The following is a 21,234-nucleotide window of genomic DNA, read 5'->3' on the forward strand; positions in this document are numbered from 1 at the left end:
AGGCAAAGTCCGCAAAGCTGAAATCTTTTTTAATCTTTATAATCTGTGGAAAAAAAAATTAACCACAGAGAACACAAAGATTTTCACAAAGCTCGCAAAGCCTATTTAAGCTGAAAGTTTCAGGCAAAGTCCGCAAAGCTGGTTCAACGCAAAGCTTTGTGAACTTTGTGTTTTTATAAAACCATCCATGTAAAAATACTTTGTGCCCTCTGTGGTAAAATAATCTGCTTCATTCTAAAATAAGATTTAACCACAAAGAACACAGTCCCGACAGCCATCGGGATACACAAAGCTCACAAAGCTGATTAAACACAAAGCTTTGCGAACTTTGTGTTTTTATAAAAACCAGACGAATAAAAAACTTTGCGATCTTTGCGGTAAAAATATCCGCTGAAGCTTTAATCAATATTTCTTGGTTCGTGATCTGGTACTTTAACCCCACCTACTCTTTCCTGCAGCGACTGAAAAATGATAAACAGCACCGGAATTACAAAAACCCCGAATAAAGTACCAATCAACATTCCGCCAACCGCAGCTGTACCAATCGACCGGTTACTTAAAGCTCCTGCTCCTGTCGCAATCATCAGCGGAATTAAACCGAAGATAAAAGCAAACGATGTCATTAAAATTGGTCGTAATCTGGCTTTAGCACCAAATAGAGCCGACTGCACCAAACTTCTTCCGCTCAGACGATGCAATAAGGCAAACTCTACAATAAGAATGGCATTTTTAGCCAAAAGACCAATTAGCATAATCAAACTAATCTGAAGGAAAATATTATTATCGACCCCAAACAAATTTGCAAATATAAAAGCTCCTGCAAGTCCAATTGGTAAGGATAACAATACTGAAAATGGTAAAATATAACTCTTGTATTGCGCACTCAATAAGAAATAAATAAATATCAAACAAAGTCCGAAGATTAATGTGGTCTGGCTGCCGCTTGAAAGTTCTTCTTTGGTTAAACCGGAAAATTCATAAGCATATCCTCTGTCTAAAGTTTGTGCTGCAACTTCTTCGATTGCTTTGATGGCATCGCCTGAACTGTATCCGGCATTGGGTGCGCCAGTAACCGCGGTTGAGGTAAAAAGATTAAAACGGTTTATAAATTCCGGACCATATGTTTTCTTTAAGGTTACAAATTCCGAAATTGGTGCCATTGCTCCTTTATCTGTTCGCACAAAAACTTTATTGATGTCGCTTTCTTTCGCTCTGTAATCCGGATGCGACTGCAGCATTACTCTGTATTGTTTTCCTAATTTATTAATATCCGAAGCATAGATTCCGCCAAAATATCCCTGAAGTGTATTTAATACTGTATTTACAGAAACTCCCGCATCTTTACATTTCGCTACATTTACATTGACTTCCATTTCCGGAAAGCCAATATTAAACGGATTTGTGGCATACATAATCTCTGGTCGCTGATTGATTGCGGTCATAAACTTGCCAATATTCTTCTCGAAATCCTGATAACTGCCTCCGGTTCTATCCTGCAATTGCACTTCGAATCCGTTGTTATTTCCAAATCCCTGCAAAGTGGGCGCGGCAAAGAAAATGACACTTGCCCCTTTTATATGGGCCGTCTTTTCGAACAATTTAGCCACAACCGAATTGACATCTTGATTTTTTCCCTTCCTGTCTTTCCAGGATTTTAATCTAATGAATAAAGCACCGTAAGAACCTCCATTTCCATGAATTAAATCCATTCCTGATAATGTAGACGATAGTTCTATTTCCGGAATACTTCTCGCAATACTGTCGATTTCTTTTGTAATTTCTTCAGTGCGTTCAAGTGTGGAAGACGCTGGTAAAACTACATTTCCGTAAATTGCGCCACCGTCTTCATTGGGTACAAAACCTGTAGGTGTCGTTTTTATTAAAGCATAAAATACCATCCCAAATACTGCTATAGCGACTAAGGATATCCATTTTCTGCGAATCAGGAATCGAACTGCTCCTATATATTTATTGGTTACGGCATCAAAAGCTACATTAAAACTGGCATAGAATTTTGGTAAAAAACCTTTTTTGTGATCTGATTTTTCAGGATCGTGTGGTTTTAATAAAATAGCACAAAGCGCAGGACTTAAAGTCAATGCATTAATAGCCGAAATTAAGATGGCTACAGCCAGTGTTAATCCAAATTGTTTATAAAATACTCCTGCCGAACCTGTAATAAAAGTTACGGGAACAAACACCGCCGACATAATTAAGGTAATCGATATAATCGCTCCGCTGATCTCACTCATGGCGTGAATAGTCGCTTTCCTGGCCGATTTTGCGCCCTGATCGAGTTTGGCGTGAACGGCCTCGACTACTACAATTGCGTCATCGACGACAATACCAATGGCTAAAACCAAAGCAAAAAGAGTTAGTAAATTGATTGTAAAACCAAATAACTTCAGGAAAAAGAAAGTACCAATAATCGAAACCGGAACGGCAATTGCCGGTATTAATGTTGATCTAAAATCCTGCAAGAAGATAAATACTACAATAAAAACAAGGATAAAGGCTTCGATAATGGTATAAATTACCTTTTCGATAGACGCGTCCAGAAAATCATTAGCATTTAAGAATGTATGGTATTCTATTCCCGGAGGAAAATCTTTGGATGCCTTTTTTAAAATATCCTCACAAGCAATGATTAACTCTCTGGCATTCGATCCTGAAATCTGACTGATTGCTCCTCCTGAAGAAACTTTTCCCTGAGTAATCAATGATGTGGTGTAATCTAAAGCTCCAAATTCAATATCGGCCACATCTTTCAATCGCAATAAACTTCCTTGTTGACCACTTCTTAATACAATGTTTTCAAATTCGGCCGGATTTTCAAGTCGGCCTGTAAATTTTAAGGCATATTGAACAGATTCTTTACTATTTTCTCCAATTTTTCCCGGAGCTGCCTCGATATTTTGCTCCTGCAATGCTTTAATAATATCGTCCGGAACAAGACCTTGATTTGCCATTGCATCGGGTTTTAACCAAATACGCATCGAATATTCCTGATCACTATAAATTTGGGTTCCTCCCACACCTTCAACACGTTTCATTTCGGGAATAATATTGATCCTTAAGTAATTATCAAGGAATTTTTCGTCATATTTCCCGTCTGTGCTGTATAACAAAAAACTAAAAGCAGTACTACTCAACTGTTTACTGGTTGTAATACCTGCTTTAATAACTTCATTTGGCAATAAACTTGTCGCTTTCGTAACCCTGTTCTGAACATTTACGGCAGCCATATCAGCATTGGTTCCCTGTTTAAAAAATATGGTTATCGCCGCACTACCATTACTGCTGGCAGTAGATGTCATGTAAGTCATATTCTCGACTCCGTTTATTTGTTCTTCCAGAGGTATAATTACACTTTTCATCACCACATTGGCACTTGCTCCCTGATACGAAGCGTTTACTACAACTGTTGGCGGGGCAATTTCAGGATATTGTGATATGGGTAATGAAACTAATCCCAGCAACCCTAAAATCACTATGATGATCGATATTACCGTGGATAATACCGGATTCTCTATAAATTTTCTAAACATGATTTTTTATTTTTTTGAAGAAGAAATCGGTGCGATTTTTACTCCATCTCTTAAATTTCCAATTCCTTCTGTAACTATACTATCTCCTGATTTTACACCTTCGGTTACTACATATTCTTTTTCGGTGGCTTCATTTCTTATTTTTATTTCGGTGTTGTGCACTACGTTTTTTGCATCTACAGTAAATACAAAAAAGCGTCCCTGCAATTCGAATACTGCTTTTTTAGGTACCAGAATTGCTGCTGTAAATTGTGTTGGAATCACTATTGTGGCACTTGCCCCGCTCCAAAGTTTTCCTTCTGGATTTGGAAAAACAGCTTTGAAATTAGCTGATCCTGTGCCTGCATTTAAAACGCCGCTTAAGGTTTGAATTTTTCCTTTTGATGAATACGTTTCTCCATCGGCGGTAACCAGAGAAACGGCTGGCATATTCGTGAATTTTTCCTTTAATTGATTGCCTGAAAATTGTTCTAAAAAAGAGTTTAATTGTTGCTGACTTAAAGAGAAATAAGCGTAAATATTTTTAGTATTGGCAACGGTAGTCAAAGGATCGGCTGCCGAACTGCTGACCAAACTTCCTATCTTAAAAGGTAAACTTCCCACAACTCCGTTAATTGGGCTTACAATATTGGTGAACGCCAATTTTGATTTTGCCGAAGATAAATCAGCATTGGCCTGACTTAATTCGGCTCTTTTTACGCGTTCTATATTTTTGGCTGAGGTTAATTCGTAATTGTTTATAATTTTCTTTTCAGCCAAAGCCGATGTTCTTTTGGTTTGAATAACGGCTGTTTCCAGACTGGCTTCGGCGGCGAGAACTGCTGCTTTCTTATTGTTTACTTCCTGCAAATAACTATTGGCATCGATTTTAAACAACGCTTGTCCTTTGGCTACAGCCGAACCTTCTTCTACATAAACCTGCTCTATATATCCATCTACTTTTGAGCGTATTTCGACGGTTTGTTCCCCTTCTAAAGTAGTGGGATATTCTACCGAAACATCGGCTTTTTGAGCTTTTAGCGTAAGCGTTGGACATGATACCGGACTTTCTGTTTGTTCTGTTTTTTTGGTTTCGCATGAAACTATCAAAAGGGTTCCTATAAACAGGATTGCTGCTATTTTTTTCATTATTTTCTTTTATAAATCATTAAAGGAGAACCTGCTTCTCCCCACATTAGGGTTTTTACATATTTAATTAACTGGCTTGTGGCCAAAACGAGAATTTCTTCGGGTAGGGATGAATTGGCTTTAAGCACTACTTTTTGATTGATAAAAGCCGAAAATTCTATTTTTCGTATTCTTTCGATCCATAAAAGATTGATGTGGTTTTCTGTTACAGTGTACACTACTATTGAGGCATTAGGCGCTAGCAACGAACTGATTAATACATAAGCCCAAAGCGGAACAATCGCATCATTTGAACAAGTGATTACGACATCTTTTCCTTTAAACTGAGTCCAGTTGATATTGGCCATTTCAGATCGAAAGGCCTTTTCCTGCAATAGAAAATCTTCTATTAGAAAAGGCACAATGTCAAATATGATAAAATCATTTTCAGTGGGTTTGTACGCCCGCAAATCAAGTGTTTGTATGCCTGAAGCATTTATTTTATTTATTATTTCCATATCTGGATGATTAAAAAATTGAAATATTATTGCGTTTTAAGTTTTTGAATTTGGCTGATTTTTAGGCATAGCTATCCCCTGCCCAATCTGAATACTATTTTTTGCATTAGACTGAGTAAGTTTTAAAAAGAAGCTTTCATTCTTTAACTAAAGTTTTTTGAGATTTTTAAAATCTGAAGAATATTTTATTTACAGATTTTCATCAACACGTTCCAATACGGAACGATATAAACAGGCAAAGCAATCCTATCATATGAACTAAGGGGAGGTGATTGTAATTCTAGTACCATAATCTACAGTTTGTATTAATAAATGCTGTAACTCACAAGTTGGATTGCTTTTAGGATAATAATATCTCGCAATGCGCTTTGATAAGTAAGGCAAAATTAATAATTTTGCATAATAAAACAACTAAATACTTGTTTTATTAATTTATGACTACAAATAAGATTTTAATGTTGCTCAAAATGCGGGGTTCTCTTACGGCTCTCGAGATTGCGCATGAGCTTAAAATAACCAAGGAAGGAGTTCGACAACAGTTAGTTAAACTTGTCGAAGAAGAACTTATTCATCCGCAAGAAGAATCTAAAGGTGTGGGCAGGCCACAAAAAACTTTTAGCCTTACAGCAAATGGAAATGCTAAATTCCCGGATACTCATGCTGAATTGACCTTAAAACTAATTAATATTATGAGCTTGATGGGAAACAATATGCTCGATGATGTTATTAATGTTTATGAAGAAGTAGGGAAAAAGAAGTATCACGAAGAAATTGATACTATCGATAATTTGGAACAAAAAATAGAAAAACTGGTTGAAATAAGAACCAGAGAAGGTTATATGGCCGAATACTCTAAGAATGAGGAAGGATATCTTTTGGTCGAAAACCACTGCCCTATTTGTGCCGCTGCTACTATTTGTCAGGGCTTTTGTTCCTCTGAATTAAATACTTTCAGGTCTGTACTGGGCAGCGACGTTATGATCAATCGCATTAGCCATATCATTGCAGGTGAAAGAAGATGCGCGTATCAAATTATCCTGAATTAATTTGATCTAAAATAGAAAAAACCTGCAAATATAAATTTCACAGGTTTTTTCAGTCAACAATTAAATATAACTAAATTCTTAAGCATTACAATCAATCGGGATTTGCCAGTATTTTATACAACTCAGCATTCGAAATATAAAACTGATTTTCGATACTAATTTGAGATAGTTTTGCACTCACCAGATTATTTTCACGCGAATTGATCAGAAAGATCGAGCTTTCGCCAAAGGAAAACAGTTTCTCTTCTGAGTTGAGCATGGTCACGTAATCTTTGACCAGATTGTCAATAACGTTTTTTTGCCTTTTTAAAGAAGCAATTTCGGTTTGCTGCGCTTTTATTTTATTTTTAAGTTCAAGTCTTTGCTGATCGATATCAAACTTTAAATCCTGAATTTTAAGCTTGGCGAGTTTAAGTCCTCCGCGTTCTTTTCTTAAGAAAATAGGAATACTAAAATCGATATTAAACTTATAATCATCAGCATTAAAAGAATTAAAATAGGAAGGTTCAGAAATATAATTGTAGCCCACATTTAGCTTTGGCAATAATGAATTTGCTTTGAGCTGTCTGTTGATTTCGAGCATCGACATTTTAGTTTCCAGAGCCTGAATTTTAGGATGCGCTTCAAAGGTTTCTGAATTTACCATCATTGCTGAGGTATTCAAGGTGCCCTCAAGCGTCTGAATTAAATTTTGTTCCGGTTTTACATTATCTTCTAACTCGACAGGAACACTTTCGATCCATAAATAATTAGACAGATTCAGCTTGGCTTTGGCCAGTTTCAGATTTCCGTTTTCAACATTCAGTTCTCTGTTTCGTACCGTAATTCCTGCTTCAACACTGTCTATTGCGGGAGAATCTCCCAATTCAATCAGCTTTTTTACACCATTAAAACGAGTACTGGCAAAACCCAGATAACTTTTATAAAGTTCGGCTTCGTTATAACTTTTTCTCCATTCAAAATACGCTTCACTGGCTTTGTACAAAACCTCGATGGCTCTCAGTTTTCGTTGCGCATCGCTTAGTTTTAACTGCAATTTTCCTTCGCGAACATCTGCCATTCGCTGATTGATAAACATTCCCTGACCTAAAGCTACGCTAATTCCTAATGAAGTTAATCCGGCTTCGGGCGTACGGTTTTGCGGATTGTAATATTGCCCGTCTGTATCATCAAAACCAGCTTTGATTTCAACACCGTACCAGGTTGGGATTTTAAAACTGCTGTTGAGTAACGAATAATATTCGGTTCCTTTAAATTCTTTTTTATTGTAATCTACTTCAATTTTCGGATCAAATCCGCCGCGCGCCACCATAAGCATTGCCTGGGCGGTGCTTACTTCAAGATTGGCTTGTTTGACCAGCGGATGGTATTTTTTTACGTATCCTAAAAACTCGCTATAACTTAATTCTTCTTTATTAAAATCCTGACTGTAACCTGTAACAATTCCCAATAAGAATAAAAAAGAAAACAATTTTACAGCGGTTCTCCTCTTATTTCTTTTCCTTTCCATTTGCTGCTTTTTCATCTGACTTATAATAATTTGGCGGAAAACCATTTAGATTACGCCATATTTCATACCATACCGAAACGGTTTCTAACAAAGCTATACTTTGTGCTCCGGCACCTATACTTAACTCTTTGGGCCATTTCTCTTCTTTATTACCATCGGGAGCAATTAATACTCTGTATTTTCCATTGGCACTTATAAAGTTTTCTATGGCAACAATTTTACCTCCAAAGGTTCCGTAAGACAATCCAGGCCATCCTGAGAATACAATTCTAGGCCATCCGTCAAACCAAACGCGTACATCTGCACCACGATGTACCAACGGAAGATCGATAGGATCTACATACGTTTCGACCGCTATATCATAAGTTGCAGGCATTATACTGACGATTGGGGTTCCCTCTTTTATGGTTTCTCCAAGACCGGTTAATAATGCGCGGTTTACATAGCCGCTTTGAGGCGCTGTAATATAGTACATTCCATTTCTTATGCTATAATTTGCATATTGATTTTCCAGCTTATTTACCTGAGCTTCTGTATCATATTGTGTACTTAAAGCGGTAAACTTATCACTTCTTGATTTCGAAATTTTTTCAGCATATTCAGCTCCAATTCTATTAATCTCGACTCTGGCATTTATAAGCTCATTTTTACTGCTTAGCAATTTATTTTGCTGCGTAATAATATACGCTTCAGACTCCTGTAGTTTTAATCGCTTTTGCTCTACATCGGTCATTGGTTTTAGACCTTCTTTATTAAGGGCTGTAGAACGATTAAACTGTGTCTGAGCGATTCTTAACTGTGTTTTTACAGCTTCAAGATCCATGCTGTCACTTTTTATTTTCAGCAGGGACTGCTTTATTTTATTTTGTGCCTGTTGCAGTTTTAATTCTCTTTCGGTATTAAGGGACTTTGCCTGATCGTTCAGCGAAGTCACTTTATCGCCATAAGATTCTACCGCCATTTTTTTAGCATCGACCTGATCTTTGGTGTTGCCTACCAAATTTGGATCTAAATAATCTTCTTTGGTTTCTGAAATAAAAAGAATGGTATCACCTTTTTTTACAAAATCGCCTTCTTTTACAAACCACTTCTCTACTCTTCCGGCAATGGCATTGTGAACGGTTTGTGGTCTTTGGTCCGGTTTTAATGTCGTAACTGATCCGCTTCCTGAAATGTTTTGTGTCCACGGAAGAAATAAACAACCTAATGCGAACAATAAAAAACCTACGATGACTCTGTTTAAAATTTTATAATGGGGTCTGCGGGCAACGCTGGTTATCGAAACGTATTTTCCGGGAGTAATAAGTACGTTATTATCTTTAGATAAATTGAGCATGATTAAAGCTTTATGTCGTTAATAATTTTTCCATCATCAATCGTGATCATACGGTCGCATTTGTTCTTCCAAATATCATTTTTAGAAGTTAAAATTACCGTCCAGTTATTTTCTTCAGAAAGTAAAAAATCAACTATTTTACCCGAAGTCAATTCGTCCATTTTATCAACGGGATCTTCGAGGAATAATATATTAGGTTTGTTTACAATGCTTCGCGCCAAAAGAATTTTTTGAACATCTGAAGCCGAAAGTTCACGCCCGCCCGGATGAATCTGATTCTCAAGCCCGTTAGGAAAAGTTTTAATGTAAGGTGTAAGACAAACATTGTCCAGCGCCCATTTTAGCTCATCATTATTAATGGTTTCGTTACCAAAAAGAATATTCTCTCTAATGGTTCCGGCAAAAAGCGTATCGCCCTGCAAAAATGTACCTGCCTGAGCTCTATAGGTATTTTCGTCAAGTCGGTTCATGTAATTATCTGTGATGTACATTGTACCGCTTTCGGGTTCCAGTAAACCGGAGAGCAAGCGTAATAAAGTACTTTTTCCTGCACCATTTGTTCCTCTTAAAATGATCTTTTCTCCCTGAGATATTTTCAGGTTGATATTTTTAAGGGATTTTTTGTTATGATCCGGATAGTTATAAGCAACACTTTCGGTTTCGATATTTATACCGGTATCGCTTACAGCTGAGGTTTGCGGAACGCCCGAAATCTCCATATCAGTAACCTGACCAATTTTTTCTACAGAAGTCAGTACATCATAAAAAGATTCCAGCCCAAAGATTATTTTTTCTACTGAATTGATCAGCAATACAATCACAATTTCAGCTGCCACAAACTGCCCGATATTCATTTGATGGTGAATTACCAGAAAACCACCAATCGACAAAAGGGCAGCCGTAACAATCACTTTAAAAATAGTAAGCTGAATGTATTGTTTTTTCATGACCTGAAAATGCTTTTCGCGATAATTGATATACTCGCTCACATAACCGTCGTTTCTGTTTAATGCATATTCGAAACCGCCTTTTCTTCTAAAACTTTCACGATTACGCGCAATTTCCTGAATCCAGGCTGCTACTTTATATTTAAACTTAGATTCATTCAGGCTGGTTTCTAAACCATCTTTATACGAAAATTTAAAAATGACATATAAAATAACGATAAACAAAAGACCAATTACGGTAAAAAAGGAATGGTACAAAACCAATAATATAATACCAAAACCTACCTGCAGAAAAGCGGCACAAAAATCCAGTAAAAGTTTTGCCGTTCCTTTTTGCACCATCAGCGTATCAAAAAAACGATTGGCTTTTTCGGGTGCATATTCAGAATACATTTCTTTGAATTTAATTAAAGGCATTCTGTAAGCAAACTCAAATGAGGATCGTACAAAAATTCTTTGCTGAAGATTTTCGACAATTCGCAGCTGCAAAATGATCAAAACTCCGCCAAAACCAACTCCAACGGTGACCAAAAAAACAAGCACAACCCACGAAACACTTAACTGCCCGCTTTGAATAAAATTGATAATGGCCTGAATTCCTAAAGGCAGGGAAAGATTTACGAGACCCGCAAAAGCGGCGTAAAATATAATTTGATAAACGTCGCGCTTATCAAGTGCGAGTAAATTATAAAAACGTTTTAATGGTGTCATGAATTTATATATAAATACAAGATTAATAGATAGACATTAACATACGGTAAATACCGTATTAAGGATGAGAGATTTTCATTTAAATCTACAAAAAAAAAGTGAAATATTTACACAATTCTCTGGGGTGGAGGTAAATAGATCTTGCCGTGAAAAGCGAATAAAAAAAGGGGATTGTCTATGTAATTTTTTCTTTTAGGTCCGTTTTGGAAATACAAACCCGCCAGAGATGCATCAAGCGGAATCAGATATTCTAATAAAACAATGCCTTTTGCAAGCTTAGTGGTTTTAGCCTCTTTTGTTTTATAGTCATCTACTTCTTCAGGAATTCCGTCGCATTTGAATATTTTTTTCAGGAAATTGCAGGTCATTCCTTTTACCGAATTTACCTCGGCATTATCATTTATAATTTGGCTGAAATTAGTAGACAAATTGATACTGCTCATTAAAAAATAGCCGATTAGCAACGCCTGAAGGCATTTACAGAAAAGACTATTTTTAATTTTGTTCAGCATTTATTTTAATATTAGTATAAAAAAGAACTCTTGATTCAGTTTATTTTCTCCTGAAAACAAACCCCGACTCAAGGTTCTTTCTCTAAAAAAAACAATAATCGCGCAATTTAAATCTAAATTTTCGCTGCCACATTAAAGGAACATTAGAATTTCAGACCTCGGACATAAAACACTGATTACAAAACATTTAAAAAACAATAGCTTTCTTTATTTCTTTACTTTTTTTGAAGATTCAATTATTTATAAAAAAAAAGAGACAGTTTTATTATAAACCGTCTCTTGAAATTTTAAAACAAAACGAATACTATTTTTTAGATAAAACCTCCATAATCTTTGTATAAATTTCAGTATTTTGGTAAACTCCAGTAAAATTTTGAGCACCCGGACCGTAAGCAAAAACCGGAACCGGAACTGCTGTGTGATCATTGGTACTAAAACTTCCGTGAACATATCCTTTTTCGATACTGCCGTCAATTAAGGAAAGTCCTCCAGTTTCGTGATCTGCCGTAACGATTAATAATGTTTCCGGATTTTTGTCTACAAATTCCATTGCCTGTCCTACGACTTTATCAAAATCGAGCATTTCACGAACCACATATTCTACATTATTCTGGTGTCCTCCGTAATCGATTTGTGCGCCTTCGGCCATGATAAAAAACGGATTTTTTGTTTTGGCAAAAGTTGAGGTTGCTTTGGCTAAAGATTTAGATAAAAAATCTCCTCTTCCGTTTTTCATAGACACTACAGAAGCATCATCCAAAACAATGAATTTGAAATTTTTGATGGTATCCAAAGAACTGAATTTATCCGAAAAAGTATAGCCTTTTTCGATCAATAATTTTGACAAATCCTTACCATCTTTTCTCGATGTAAATTCTTTTGGCCCTCCTCCTATCAAAATATCTGACGGATTCGATAAAAAATCTTCGGCGATTGGCTGGCTGTAACTTCTTTCCGGCTGATGCGCATAAAAACAGGCAGGCGTAGCATCAGTAATATTTCCGGCTGAAATAATAGCCGTTTTATAGTTTTTCTTTGCCAATTGTTGAGTGATTAATTCTAATGGTTTTCCGTTTTCATCGACGCTTATAAAACGATTATTGGTTTTATGTCCCGTTGCCATTGCTGTTGCTCCCGCAGCCGAATCGGTAATATAACTGTCTGAAGATTTAGTGATCGAAAATCCCTGAGTTGGAATATTAAACAAACTCAACTGCCCTTTATTCGCCGTGTAACCTGAATAAATCTGCGTTAAACCCATTCCGTCACCAATTAAAAGAATAACATTTTTGGGTTTCTTTTTGGCGAAAGCCGAAGTATTTTTAGGAACATACGCCTGATGAAACTCGGTATTTTGGTAAAATGTCGATTTGATATTATTAATGAAATGTGTCAGTTCCGGAACATTATCGGTGCCAATAAAATCAACTTTTAAGTTCATCAAAGTCATCCAGGTATTTACATTATCCTGAGTGGCCCAGAATCTGATTTTTTTATTCTGATCGTGCACATTTTTAATGATGGCTTGCACTTTTTCAGTATCGGCCTGAGTCATTACACCTTTCCCGTTCCAGATGGTGATTTCTTTTAAATCTTCGCTGATCATTTCGACACGCGACAATTGTTCCGGAGAATAATTCTCGTTGAGTCTTCCGTCAAAATAAATAAAATCAGGATATTCTTTCCAGTTTGCTGGAGAAGGTCGGTTTCCTGAAATTACCACTTTTAGATTTTTGTTCGAAATTAAATCAGGATAGGTTTTGATTTGTTGGGCGATTAATTTTAAAGTTGCATCGGCTTCTGTTTTGATGTCAATCATTAAAATCAAAGGTTTATTATCTGGATAAGCTTTTCCGCCCAGACTTTTTAATTTTACCGAAAGCGGATCCAGATATTGACTTTTAAGTGTATTCTGTGGTGTAATTTCTTTAGAGGTATGCGCCACAAAAAGTTCATTATTTACAATAAAAACATCGGCTTCGATAACACCGGTTTCATTAGAATAGGCTTCGTAAAAAGGAAGTTTACCCGCATAATCATTATGAGAATGAATGTTGGATGAACTGTATTCCTGCGCTTGTGCAAACAGGAAAAACTGAAGGCAAAAAAAGGTGATTATTTTTTTCATTGGAAAAATTGGGTTTGTTTCTTTTTTAAAGTTTTTGGAGATTTTTTTTATTCTGGTTGAGGTTAATTTAAACACATAGGAACATAGTTTTTTGGGGCGTGTAATAAAGGCGTTTCACTTGTTTCAATGCACATAGCTCATTTAGTTTGTCATTTCGAGGAACGAGAAATCTTCGCAAGTAACTCGACAATGAGAATTGCTAATCTTTGTCAGTTTTAATCTCGCAAAGACGCAAAGGCGCAAAGTTTTTTTCTCATTTTATGTTATTTAATTTTTAAAGCTCCATTGGAGCGTAATATTTATAGCAATTATTGATTCCCCCTTTAGAGCTCCTGAGGAGCGGTATATATGTCACCCCGATGGGGTTTAGATTTTTTTATCCAATTAAATTTCTATAAATATGGCGTCCCGCTGGGACTTGTTTAAATGGACATAGCTCGTTTAGTTTGTCATTTCGACCGAAGGGAGAAATCACAAACGGGACTTGACAAAGATTGGCGATTTTCTTTGTGTACTTCTAGTGTTATTTCTCCCTTCGGTCGAAATGACAAACTATGAGGAGATTCTTTGTATAGTTTCATCGGGTAAAATCATTTTTAATCCTTTAATCTGTGGCAAAAAATCAAACAAACCAGCCTTTTCCAAAAAAAAGACTGGCCTGTTTTTATATTTAAAAATTCATTTGTTTTTTTTCTTACGACTGCAAGCTCCGACAAGCTTGCAGCGTAGAAAAAACAAAACAAATAAACTGAAACTACAAATTACCAGCCTTTATTTTGCGTAAGCGCTCCTTTGCTCACTGCAATTTCGTCTGGTGGTATTGGCCAAACATGGTGAATGGCCGGGTTGAAATTACGAGCCGGATAAATCACGGTTCCGTTATAATGGTGTAAAGGTTTTGCATACGTCGCCTGAGCATCGCCCCAACGTACTAAATCGAAATGACGGTCTGTCCATTCTCCGGCCAGTTCGCAACGTCTTTCTCTTTTTAAATCGGTTAGTGTTGCTCCGGCAAGATCGCCAAGACCTGCACGGTGACGAATCATATTGATTTCGGTATCGGCGTTTAGGCCTTTCATTAGTTTGGCTTCCGCCAACATCAAAATCACATCAGCATAACGCAAAAGAGGTACGTTTAAAGCGGTTGAAGGTTTGTCTCCGTTGGCGTTTACATAACGAATGTCGATTCCCCCAGAAGTTGTTTTTGGGTAACCAAACGGCTCCATATATTTATTGAACTGATATCCGGTTCTGTTACTGGAACTTACTATATATTTTCCTTCATTAAAAGTTACTAATTCACCAAAATACAGGAATTTATCTCCTTTTTGCAAAATAGTCGCGCTGCGTCTTTTATCTGTTGGATCATAGGTATCAAACAATTCCTTGGTAGGATAAAAATTTCCCCAACCGTTGTACGCTCCCCAACCTTTATCTTCCAGACAAACTCCAGGAAAAATTGAACCTAAAGAAGTATTTTCGGCACTTGAAGTTACAGACCAGATATATTCTGAAGACCAGTTATTTTTGATTTTAAATACATCTTCAAAATTGTCCAGCAATTTGTGTTTTCCGCTCGCAACAATCATGTTGGCATACTTAATCGCATTGTCCCAGTCTTTGGCATACAAATACGTACGAACCAAATATCCCCAGGCTGCTGTTTTATGAGCACGACCATAATTGTCAGGAGTTAGTTCATTAAAATAAGGCAATAACTCAGCTGCTTTTACTAAATCTGCTGCGATATAGGCATAGTTTTCAGCTACATTTTTAGCTCTTGGCACATACACATTGGTAGGGTTTTCGCGATCCTGAATTGGGATTCCCGCACGATCGTCTCCATAGTGATACGCCAATTCTAAATGCATTACAGCATGGTTGAAATAAGCTTCGCCCAACATGGTGTTTTTTGTTTTTTCATCTAGATTAATCTTCGGAATGTTACGAATCACATCGTTGCAGCGTTTCATGATTTCGTAGTGAATTCTCCAGATATCTTTGGTATCAGATTCTGCACCATCAACAATAAAATTTTTGATACGTTCTGCGTTTTGTCTTGGTTTTGTACCAATATCATCACTGGCATTGTTCAGCCAGAAAAATCCGCGACCGTACATATTATCATCCGAATATAAAGCATAAATCGCGTTTACTCCTGCTTTTGCATCTGCAGGCGTTTTCCAGAAATTTCCGCTTGAAGGTGCTCCTTGCGGAACCAGATCAAGTTCGCTTTCGCAAGCTGTAACGCCCAGTAAAAGCACAAAACTCAATACTAAAAGACTTAAATTTTTCATTTTATTTGTTTTATGTTTTTTAAAAAGTTGCATTTACACCCGTCATATAAATACGGGAAAGTGGATATTTTCCTAAGTCCATACCAAAGTTGTTTAAGCCAACTTCAGGATCCATTCCTGAATATTTGGTGATCGTGAAAAGGTTTTGACCTGAGATAAAAAATCTCAATTTTGCTTTTCCGTTTAGCCATTGGTCTTTAACCGTATATCCAATCGAAAGGTTTCTTAATCTTACGAAAGAAGCATCTTCGATATAAAAATCAGAGATTCGACCAAAGTTATTGTTGTTATCTGTTGATGAAAGTACCGGAATACTAGTGTTCGTATTGGTTGGCGACCAGGCATTTTTAGACTCCGCCAATAAATTATATCCTGGGAAAGAACCGTTTAAACCAGTATGTTTTACCGCATTAAAAACGCTATTTCCTGCTGCTCCGCTAAAAAACACATTCATATCAAAACCTTTGTACTTAAAGTTCATGTTTAAACTAAAAGTGGTTTTAGGAAAAGGACTTCCCAATACAACTCTATCGCTGTTGTTGATAACGCCGTCTCCGTTTACATCTTTAAATTTAATATCTCCTGCAACAGCGTTTGGCTGATACACTTCGCCTTTGGTATTTACATACCCTTTTGCCTCAGCATTACTTTGGAACAATCCGTCTGTAGAATAGCCATAAAAAGCACCAACCGGACTTCCTACCTGATAAATATTGGCCAAAGGCAAGCTACGAACTCGGCTTAAATTCAATGGTTCAAGAGAGGTTAAATCATCTTTGATCGAAACAATTTTATTGCTTAAAAAGGCTGCGTTTGCTGTTACATCAAATTTAAAATCGCCACGAGTTTTTTGGTAGGTCAAACTTGCTTCGATTCCTTTGTTTTCTACATTTCCTGAGTTTACAATTCGGCCCAGTGGAGTTCCCGAAACACCCGGTAGCTGATCACGAACCAACATGTCTTTGTTTGTTTTTACATAAGCGTCAAGAGATCCTGACAAAGCGCTGTTGAACATCGTGAAATCTAATCCTACGTTGGTTTGTTCAGAGCTTTCCCATCTTAAATTAGGGTTTGATAATTCGCTTTCTGCATATCCGTAATTGATTACCGGAGTTGACCCGATTAAACCTTGGGTTTGAGTCAATGGTACACTAAACTGGTATGGCCCAAGGTTTCCTAAGTTTCCTATTTGTCCCCAGCTTCCACGTAATTTTAGTGTACTGATTATCGGATTAATGCCTTTCATGAATCCTTCTTCCGAAATCAACCAACCTGCAGAAACAGAAGGATAAACTTTCCAACGGTTTGCAGATGTTAGTTTTGAAGTTCCATCACGACGAACAATTCCTGAAATTAAATATTTTTGATTAAAGTCGTAATTCAATCTTCCAACATAAGAAGAAATAATTTCTTCAGACAATCCGGCAGCTGTTTGCTGTACCAATTTAGCATTCAATAAATAACGCTGTGATGCATCTTCGTTATCGAAACCTGTTCCCTGCACTGTATAAAAATCTCTTTTGGTTTGTTGGTACGTATATCCGGCCAAAGCTTTGAAATTATGTTTGCCTAATGATTTTTCGTAAGAAAGGGTCTGTTCACTTAACAAATCGGTTGTTGTTGAATTTGTCAATGTTAATCTGTTAAAATCAAACACTTTACCCGGTTCTGTAATTTTAACTGCAAAATCGGTTGAGTTGTTTTGAATTCTGGTATAACCCCAGTTTGATTTTACTTTTAATCCTGAAATAATTTCCCATTCGGCATAAGGATTGATCAAAATAGTCGAAACAGGATTTCTGTTGTCCAGTCTTTTTAAATAGGCCACCGGATTAATCACGTCGCCGTACGAACCAATGTATTTTTCTGGAACTCCTCCAAATTGTCCTGAACCGTCTTCTCTGTAAATGGTTGCATTTGGCGGATAAAAAATCGCTGCTAAAATTGCACCTGTATAACCGCTATTTGTATTTGCCGCCTGACCATCTGTTAAGGAATACGACATGTTTTCACCTAATGTAAAATTGGGCGCCAGTTTAAAAGAAGAATTGGCTCTTGCTGTATATCTTGTCCCGAAAGTATTCAATAAAATTCCTTCGTTTTTTCTATAACTTCCTGACAAAAAGAAATTCGATTTCTCTGTTTTTCCGTTTACCGAAATAGACAAATCCTGTATTTCACCTGTACGGAAAATTTCATCCATCCAGTTTGTTTTCGTTGTTCTTGCTGTTGGCTCAAATGCAGGATCAAAAGCAGGAATTCTAGGCATACCGGCATTATCTCTGGCTGTGTTCATAGCATCGGCATATCCGGCAGCATCCAAAACATCTAATTTTTTGGCTACACTCTGAAAACCTCCCTGATAATTTACATTGACATTAATATGATCAGAAGTTCCTTTTTTTGATGTAATTAAAATTACACCACCGGAAGCCCTTGCCCCATAAATCGCTGCAGAAGCCGCATCTTTAAGCACACTTATAGATGCAATATCATTTGGGTTTAATGTGTTTAAAGATCCGCTGTAGATGATTCCGTCCAACACGATCAAAGGCGTTTCGGCATTCAGGGAACCAATACCACGAATGTTGATTGTTGGTTCAGCCGTAGGATCTCCACCATTATTAATTACCGTAACACCTGCAACTGTACCTTGCAATAATTCGGCTGCACTGTTGTACGTTCTGCTTGAAGTTTCTTTCATAGAAACCGTTCCAACAGCTCCCAAAACTTCATTCTTTTTTACCGAACCATATCCCATAACCACAACTTCCTGAAGCTGTTTCATGTCTGCTAATAGTTTAACGCTTATGTTTTTATCCGAACTTGTTACTTTTACTTCCTGCGTAATATAACCTACGTACGAAAAAACAAGTACAGCTTCTGATGAATTGATTTCCATCTTGAAAGTTCCGTCAAAATCTGTCGTTGCAGTTGCGTCAGAATTCTTGTCTTTTATACCCACGCCCGGCAACGGCATTCCGTCATCTCCTCCAAAAACAGTTCCTGAAATGCTTATTTTACCTTGTCCTGCATCTGCTAATTTTTGATTTTTTTTGATGATGATATTGTTACTTACAATTTCGTATTTCAGGAAAAAATTGCTGCATATTTTATCTAATGCCTGTTCTAAGGTCACGTTACTCAGTTTCAGGCTAATTTTCTGATTGGTATTGACCTGATTGGTTTCGTACATAAAATGTACATCAGCTTGTTTTTCTATTTTCTGAAAAACATTCTTTATCGTTTCATTTTCAACTTTTAAGGTTACCCTTTTACTGCTGTTAACGCTGGCTGCTTTCATTGTTGATCCTGTAAAAAATAAAGCGACAAAAAAGAGTGCTTTAATCAAAATGGATTTTTTAATGCTCTGACAGTTTACAACATACCGCATTTGTTTTTGATTCATGTTTTTGGAATTTTAATTTGTGTTTGGATTATTGCTTGGTTTCTACGTAGATGATTGATTAACTTAATTTTAAAATACTTGTAATTGCGTAATTGTTTTAACACATAGGGACATAGCTTTTCTTTGTCGATAAAGGCGTTTCACTTGGAATAAATCACATTAGCTATGTGAAAAAATCATGATTTTCTAAAAGCATCTTAATTCTTAATTTTAAATCTATGTTTCTATGTGTTTAATTTTTTTGCTCGCAGATTTAGCAGATCGAGCAGATTTTTAATTTTTAATTCTCAATTTTTAATTCTTTTTATTCTCTTTTAAAGGTTTTCTTATTGAATGATATACATTCCTGCTTCAATTTTATAATTGGCATTGATGATATTGCATACCAAAGCCACAACCTGATTTACAGGTAATTCTTTAAAATAAGCACTGATTTTTAGATTGTTGAGGTTTTTATTATCGATCTGGATCGCTACATTATAATTGCGATTGATTGTTGCAATAACTTCCGGCAATGGTGCGTCTTCAAAAACAATAATATTTTTTCGCCATAGCGAAATAGAATTCACAGGAATATCTGTAAAGGCTTGAATTTTATTATTTTTTGACTTAAAAACCACTTTTTGTCCCGGAGTTACATAGACATTCTCTTCGGTTACAGTCGATTTTACATTTACTCTTCCGGTTAAAACTGAGACTTCCTGTTTTTCGTGATCCGGATAAGCCTGAACATTAAAACTGGTTCCTAGTACTTTGGTATCCATTTTATCGGTATGAATTATAAAAGGATGTTCTTTGTCTTTGGCGACATCAAAAAAAGCTTCTCCGGTAAGATATACTTCGCGCGTTCCGCCTTTAAATTCAACTGGATATTTTAAATGACTTCCTGCATTCAGCCAAATTTGAGTTCCGTCGCTTAATGTTATTTTAGCGTGTTCGCCTAATTTGGTGGCATATTCTTTAGAAATTGTCTTTACAAATGAGAGGTAAAAAAAGCAGGACAGTCCCATTAAAAAAATTATAGAAGCTGCCATAGTCCAGTTTTTACGATAAAGAAAAACAACCGGATTTGATTTTTTAATTTGTCTGATTTCTTTTTTAAGTTTTGAATGATCAGATGGTATTATAATAGCAGGATCTAAAATTTCCTGAGGATGATCGTACCAGTTATTCCATAATTCTTCTCCTTTTTCAGAAGGCTTTCCTTCTAAAAAAAGATGTATATCTTGATGTAATTTGTCAGGCATTATAATTTGTTTATCTCTTTAATAGTATGTCTTGGGATTGTTCCTTTTGGGTAGGCGCTAAAGGTTACGCTTTTGTTAAGAAAAAACGTTCAGCTTAATTTCAACAAACAATAATCAATTGAATTCGCCCAAATAATGGCGCATAAATTTTAGCGCGTATGCAATATGATACTTAACCGTTTCGTGCGATACATTGAGTTCTTCGGCTATTTCTTTGTTGGTGTAATGTTTGATGCGGCTGAGAATAAAAACTTCTTTGGATTTTTTGGGCAGCAATAAAGTGGCTTTGTCTACCGCTTTCTGAAGTTCTTCGTAATAGATAGCATCTTCGGTTGCATTGGTACTATTGTGGTCATTTGTATTTCTGTCTGTAACTTCTTTTATATATTGATCTGTAATAGTGTGCGATTTGATATAATCTAAAGTCACATAACGAACCGAAGTATAGATATAAGCCGAGAATTTCTTTTGAATAACCAAAGTCTTTCGACGTTCCCAAATAGTGGTAAAAACTTCCTGAACGATTTCTTCAGCAACCGGAACCGACTTCATTCGCATATAAACAAAGCGAACCAATACATCCCGATACCGAAAATACAATTCATCAAACGCCTTGTCTTTGCCTTGTTTCAATAATTCAACAAGCTGCTCATCCGTAAATCCTTTATACATGATGCAGTATTTTTGTATTATTTTGCAAATGAACGGCGCTTGCTAAAACACCAATTCTTATTATTTTTTTGCGATGTATTCTTAATTTAAAAAATGACATATACTACAAGTGTGTTGTTTATAATATGTCTCCAAAATTAGAACCGAGGGTAGGTCTGCAAGGTTACGTTTACATTAATAAAAATGTCTGTTTATAAAACATTGTATTAACATTTCGTGTCTTAGATGTTATGTACCAGATATTTG

At 36.3% G+C, this 21,234-nt stretch carries 13 protein-coding genes; 1 reads left to right on the forward strand and 12 read right to left on the reverse strand.

The annotated features are described in order from the left end of the window. Positions 1-398: 398 nt before the first annotated feature. The 3 genes from B0M43_RS23015 to B0M43_RS23025 are packed head-to-tail and all read right to left on the reverse strand — an operon-like array spanning position 399 to position 5,173. Positions 399-3,548, reverse strand: coding sequence for an efflux RND transporter permease subunit (locus B0M43_RS23015; RefSeq protein ID WP_078005562.1), 3,150 nt, complete (start codon positions 3,546-3,548; stop codon positions 399-401). Positions 3,549-3,554: 6 nt separating this feature from the next. After that, complete coding sequence (locus tag B0M43_RS23020; protein ID WP_078005563.1) at positions 3,555-4,676, reverse strand: efflux RND transporter periplasmic adaptor subunit; 1,122 nt, start codon at positions 4,674-4,676, stop codon at positions 3,555-3,557. Next, entirely contained in the window at positions 4,676-5,173 is a 498-nt protein-coding gene (locus B0M43_RS23025) for a DUF2480 family protein (RefSeq protein ID WP_078005564.1), read from the reverse strand. Before B0M43_RS23025 ends, B0M43_RS23020 begins: the two co-directional genes overlap by 1 nt. Before the next feature lie 434 nt (positions 5,174-5,607). Here B0M43_RS23025 and B0M43_RS23030 point away from each other — a divergent pair, with 434 nt between their 5' ends. Continuing rightward, a complete protein-coding gene (locus B0M43_RS23030; RefSeq protein WP_078005565.1) occupies positions 5,608-6,219 on the forward strand; it encodes a metalloregulator ArsR/SmtB family transcription factor in 612 nt (203 codons plus the stop codon). Positions 6,220-6,310: 91 nt separating this feature from the next. Here the strand turns inward: B0M43_RS23030 and B0M43_RS23035 are convergent, their stop codons facing one another. The 9 genes from B0M43_RS23035 to B0M43_RS23075 form a co-directional block, all read right to left on the reverse strand. After that, positions 6,311-7,729 (reverse strand): TolC family protein, encoded by a 1,419-nt coding sequence (locus tag B0M43_RS23035; RefSeq protein WP_078006127.1) that lies wholly within the window; start codon positions 7,727-7,729, stop codon positions 6,311-6,313. Beyond that, the gene (locus B0M43_RS23040) at positions 7,710-9,065 is read right to left on the reverse strand and encodes an HlyD family secretion protein (protein ID WP_065450638.1); all 1,356 of its coding nucleotides are present in this window, start codon (positions 9,063-9,065) and stop codon (positions 7,710-7,712) included. The genes B0M43_RS23035 and B0M43_RS23040 overlap by 20 nt, the downstream gene beginning before the upstream one ends. A 2-nt stretch (positions 9,066-9,067) precedes the next feature. Further along, complete coding sequence (locus B0M43_RS23045) at positions 9,068-10,723, reverse strand: peptidase domain-containing ABC transporter (protein WP_065450639.1); 1,656 nt, start codon at positions 10,721-10,723, stop codon at positions 9,068-9,070. A 107-nt stretch (positions 10,724-10,830) separates the two neighbouring features. Further along, positions 10,831-11,166, reverse strand: coding sequence for a hypothetical protein (locus tag B0M43_RS23050; RefSeq protein ID WP_246860169.1), 336 nt, complete (start codon positions 11,164-11,166; stop codon positions 10,831-10,833). Positions 11,167-11,539: 373 nt separating this feature from the next. Beyond that, positions 11,540-13,363: an alkaline phosphatase gene (locus tag B0M43_RS23055; protein WP_078006129.1), complete on the reverse strand. Its 1,824-nt coding sequence runs from the start codon at positions 13,361-13,363 to the stop codon at positions 11,540-11,542. 761 nt (positions 13,364-14,124) lie between these two features. After that, a complete protein-coding gene (locus B0M43_RS23060; RefSeq protein WP_078006131.1) occupies positions 14,125-15,660 on the reverse strand; it encodes a RagB/SusD family nutrient uptake outer membrane protein in 1,536 nt (511 codons plus the stop codon). 19 nt (positions 15,661-15,679) lie between these two features. Next, positions 15,680-19,069, reverse strand: a complete 3,390-nt coding sequence (locus B0M43_RS23065) for a SusC/RagA family TonB-linked outer membrane protein (protein ID WP_078005568.1) — start codon at positions 19,067-19,069, stop codon at positions 15,680-15,682. Between the two features lie 326 nt (positions 19,070-19,395). After that, complete coding sequence (locus tag B0M43_RS23070) at positions 19,396-20,316, reverse strand: FecR family protein (RefSeq protein ID WP_078005569.1); 921 nt, start codon at positions 20,314-20,316, stop codon at positions 19,396-19,398. Positions 20,317-20,430: 114 nt separating this feature from the next. Then, positions 20,431-20,988 carry an RNA polymerase sigma-70 factor gene (locus B0M43_RS23075; protein WP_078005570.1) on the reverse strand — a complete coding sequence of 186 codons (558 nt, stop codon included), beginning with the start codon at positions 20,986-20,988 and terminating at the stop codon, positions 20,431-20,433. Positions 20,989-21,234 lie beyond the last annotated feature (246 nt).

The organism is Flavobacterium sp. KBS0721 (assembly GCF_002007065.3).
Classification (GTDB): domain Bacteria; phylum Bacteroidota; class Bacteroidia; order Flavobacteriales; family Flavobacteriaceae; genus Flavobacterium; species Flavobacterium piscis.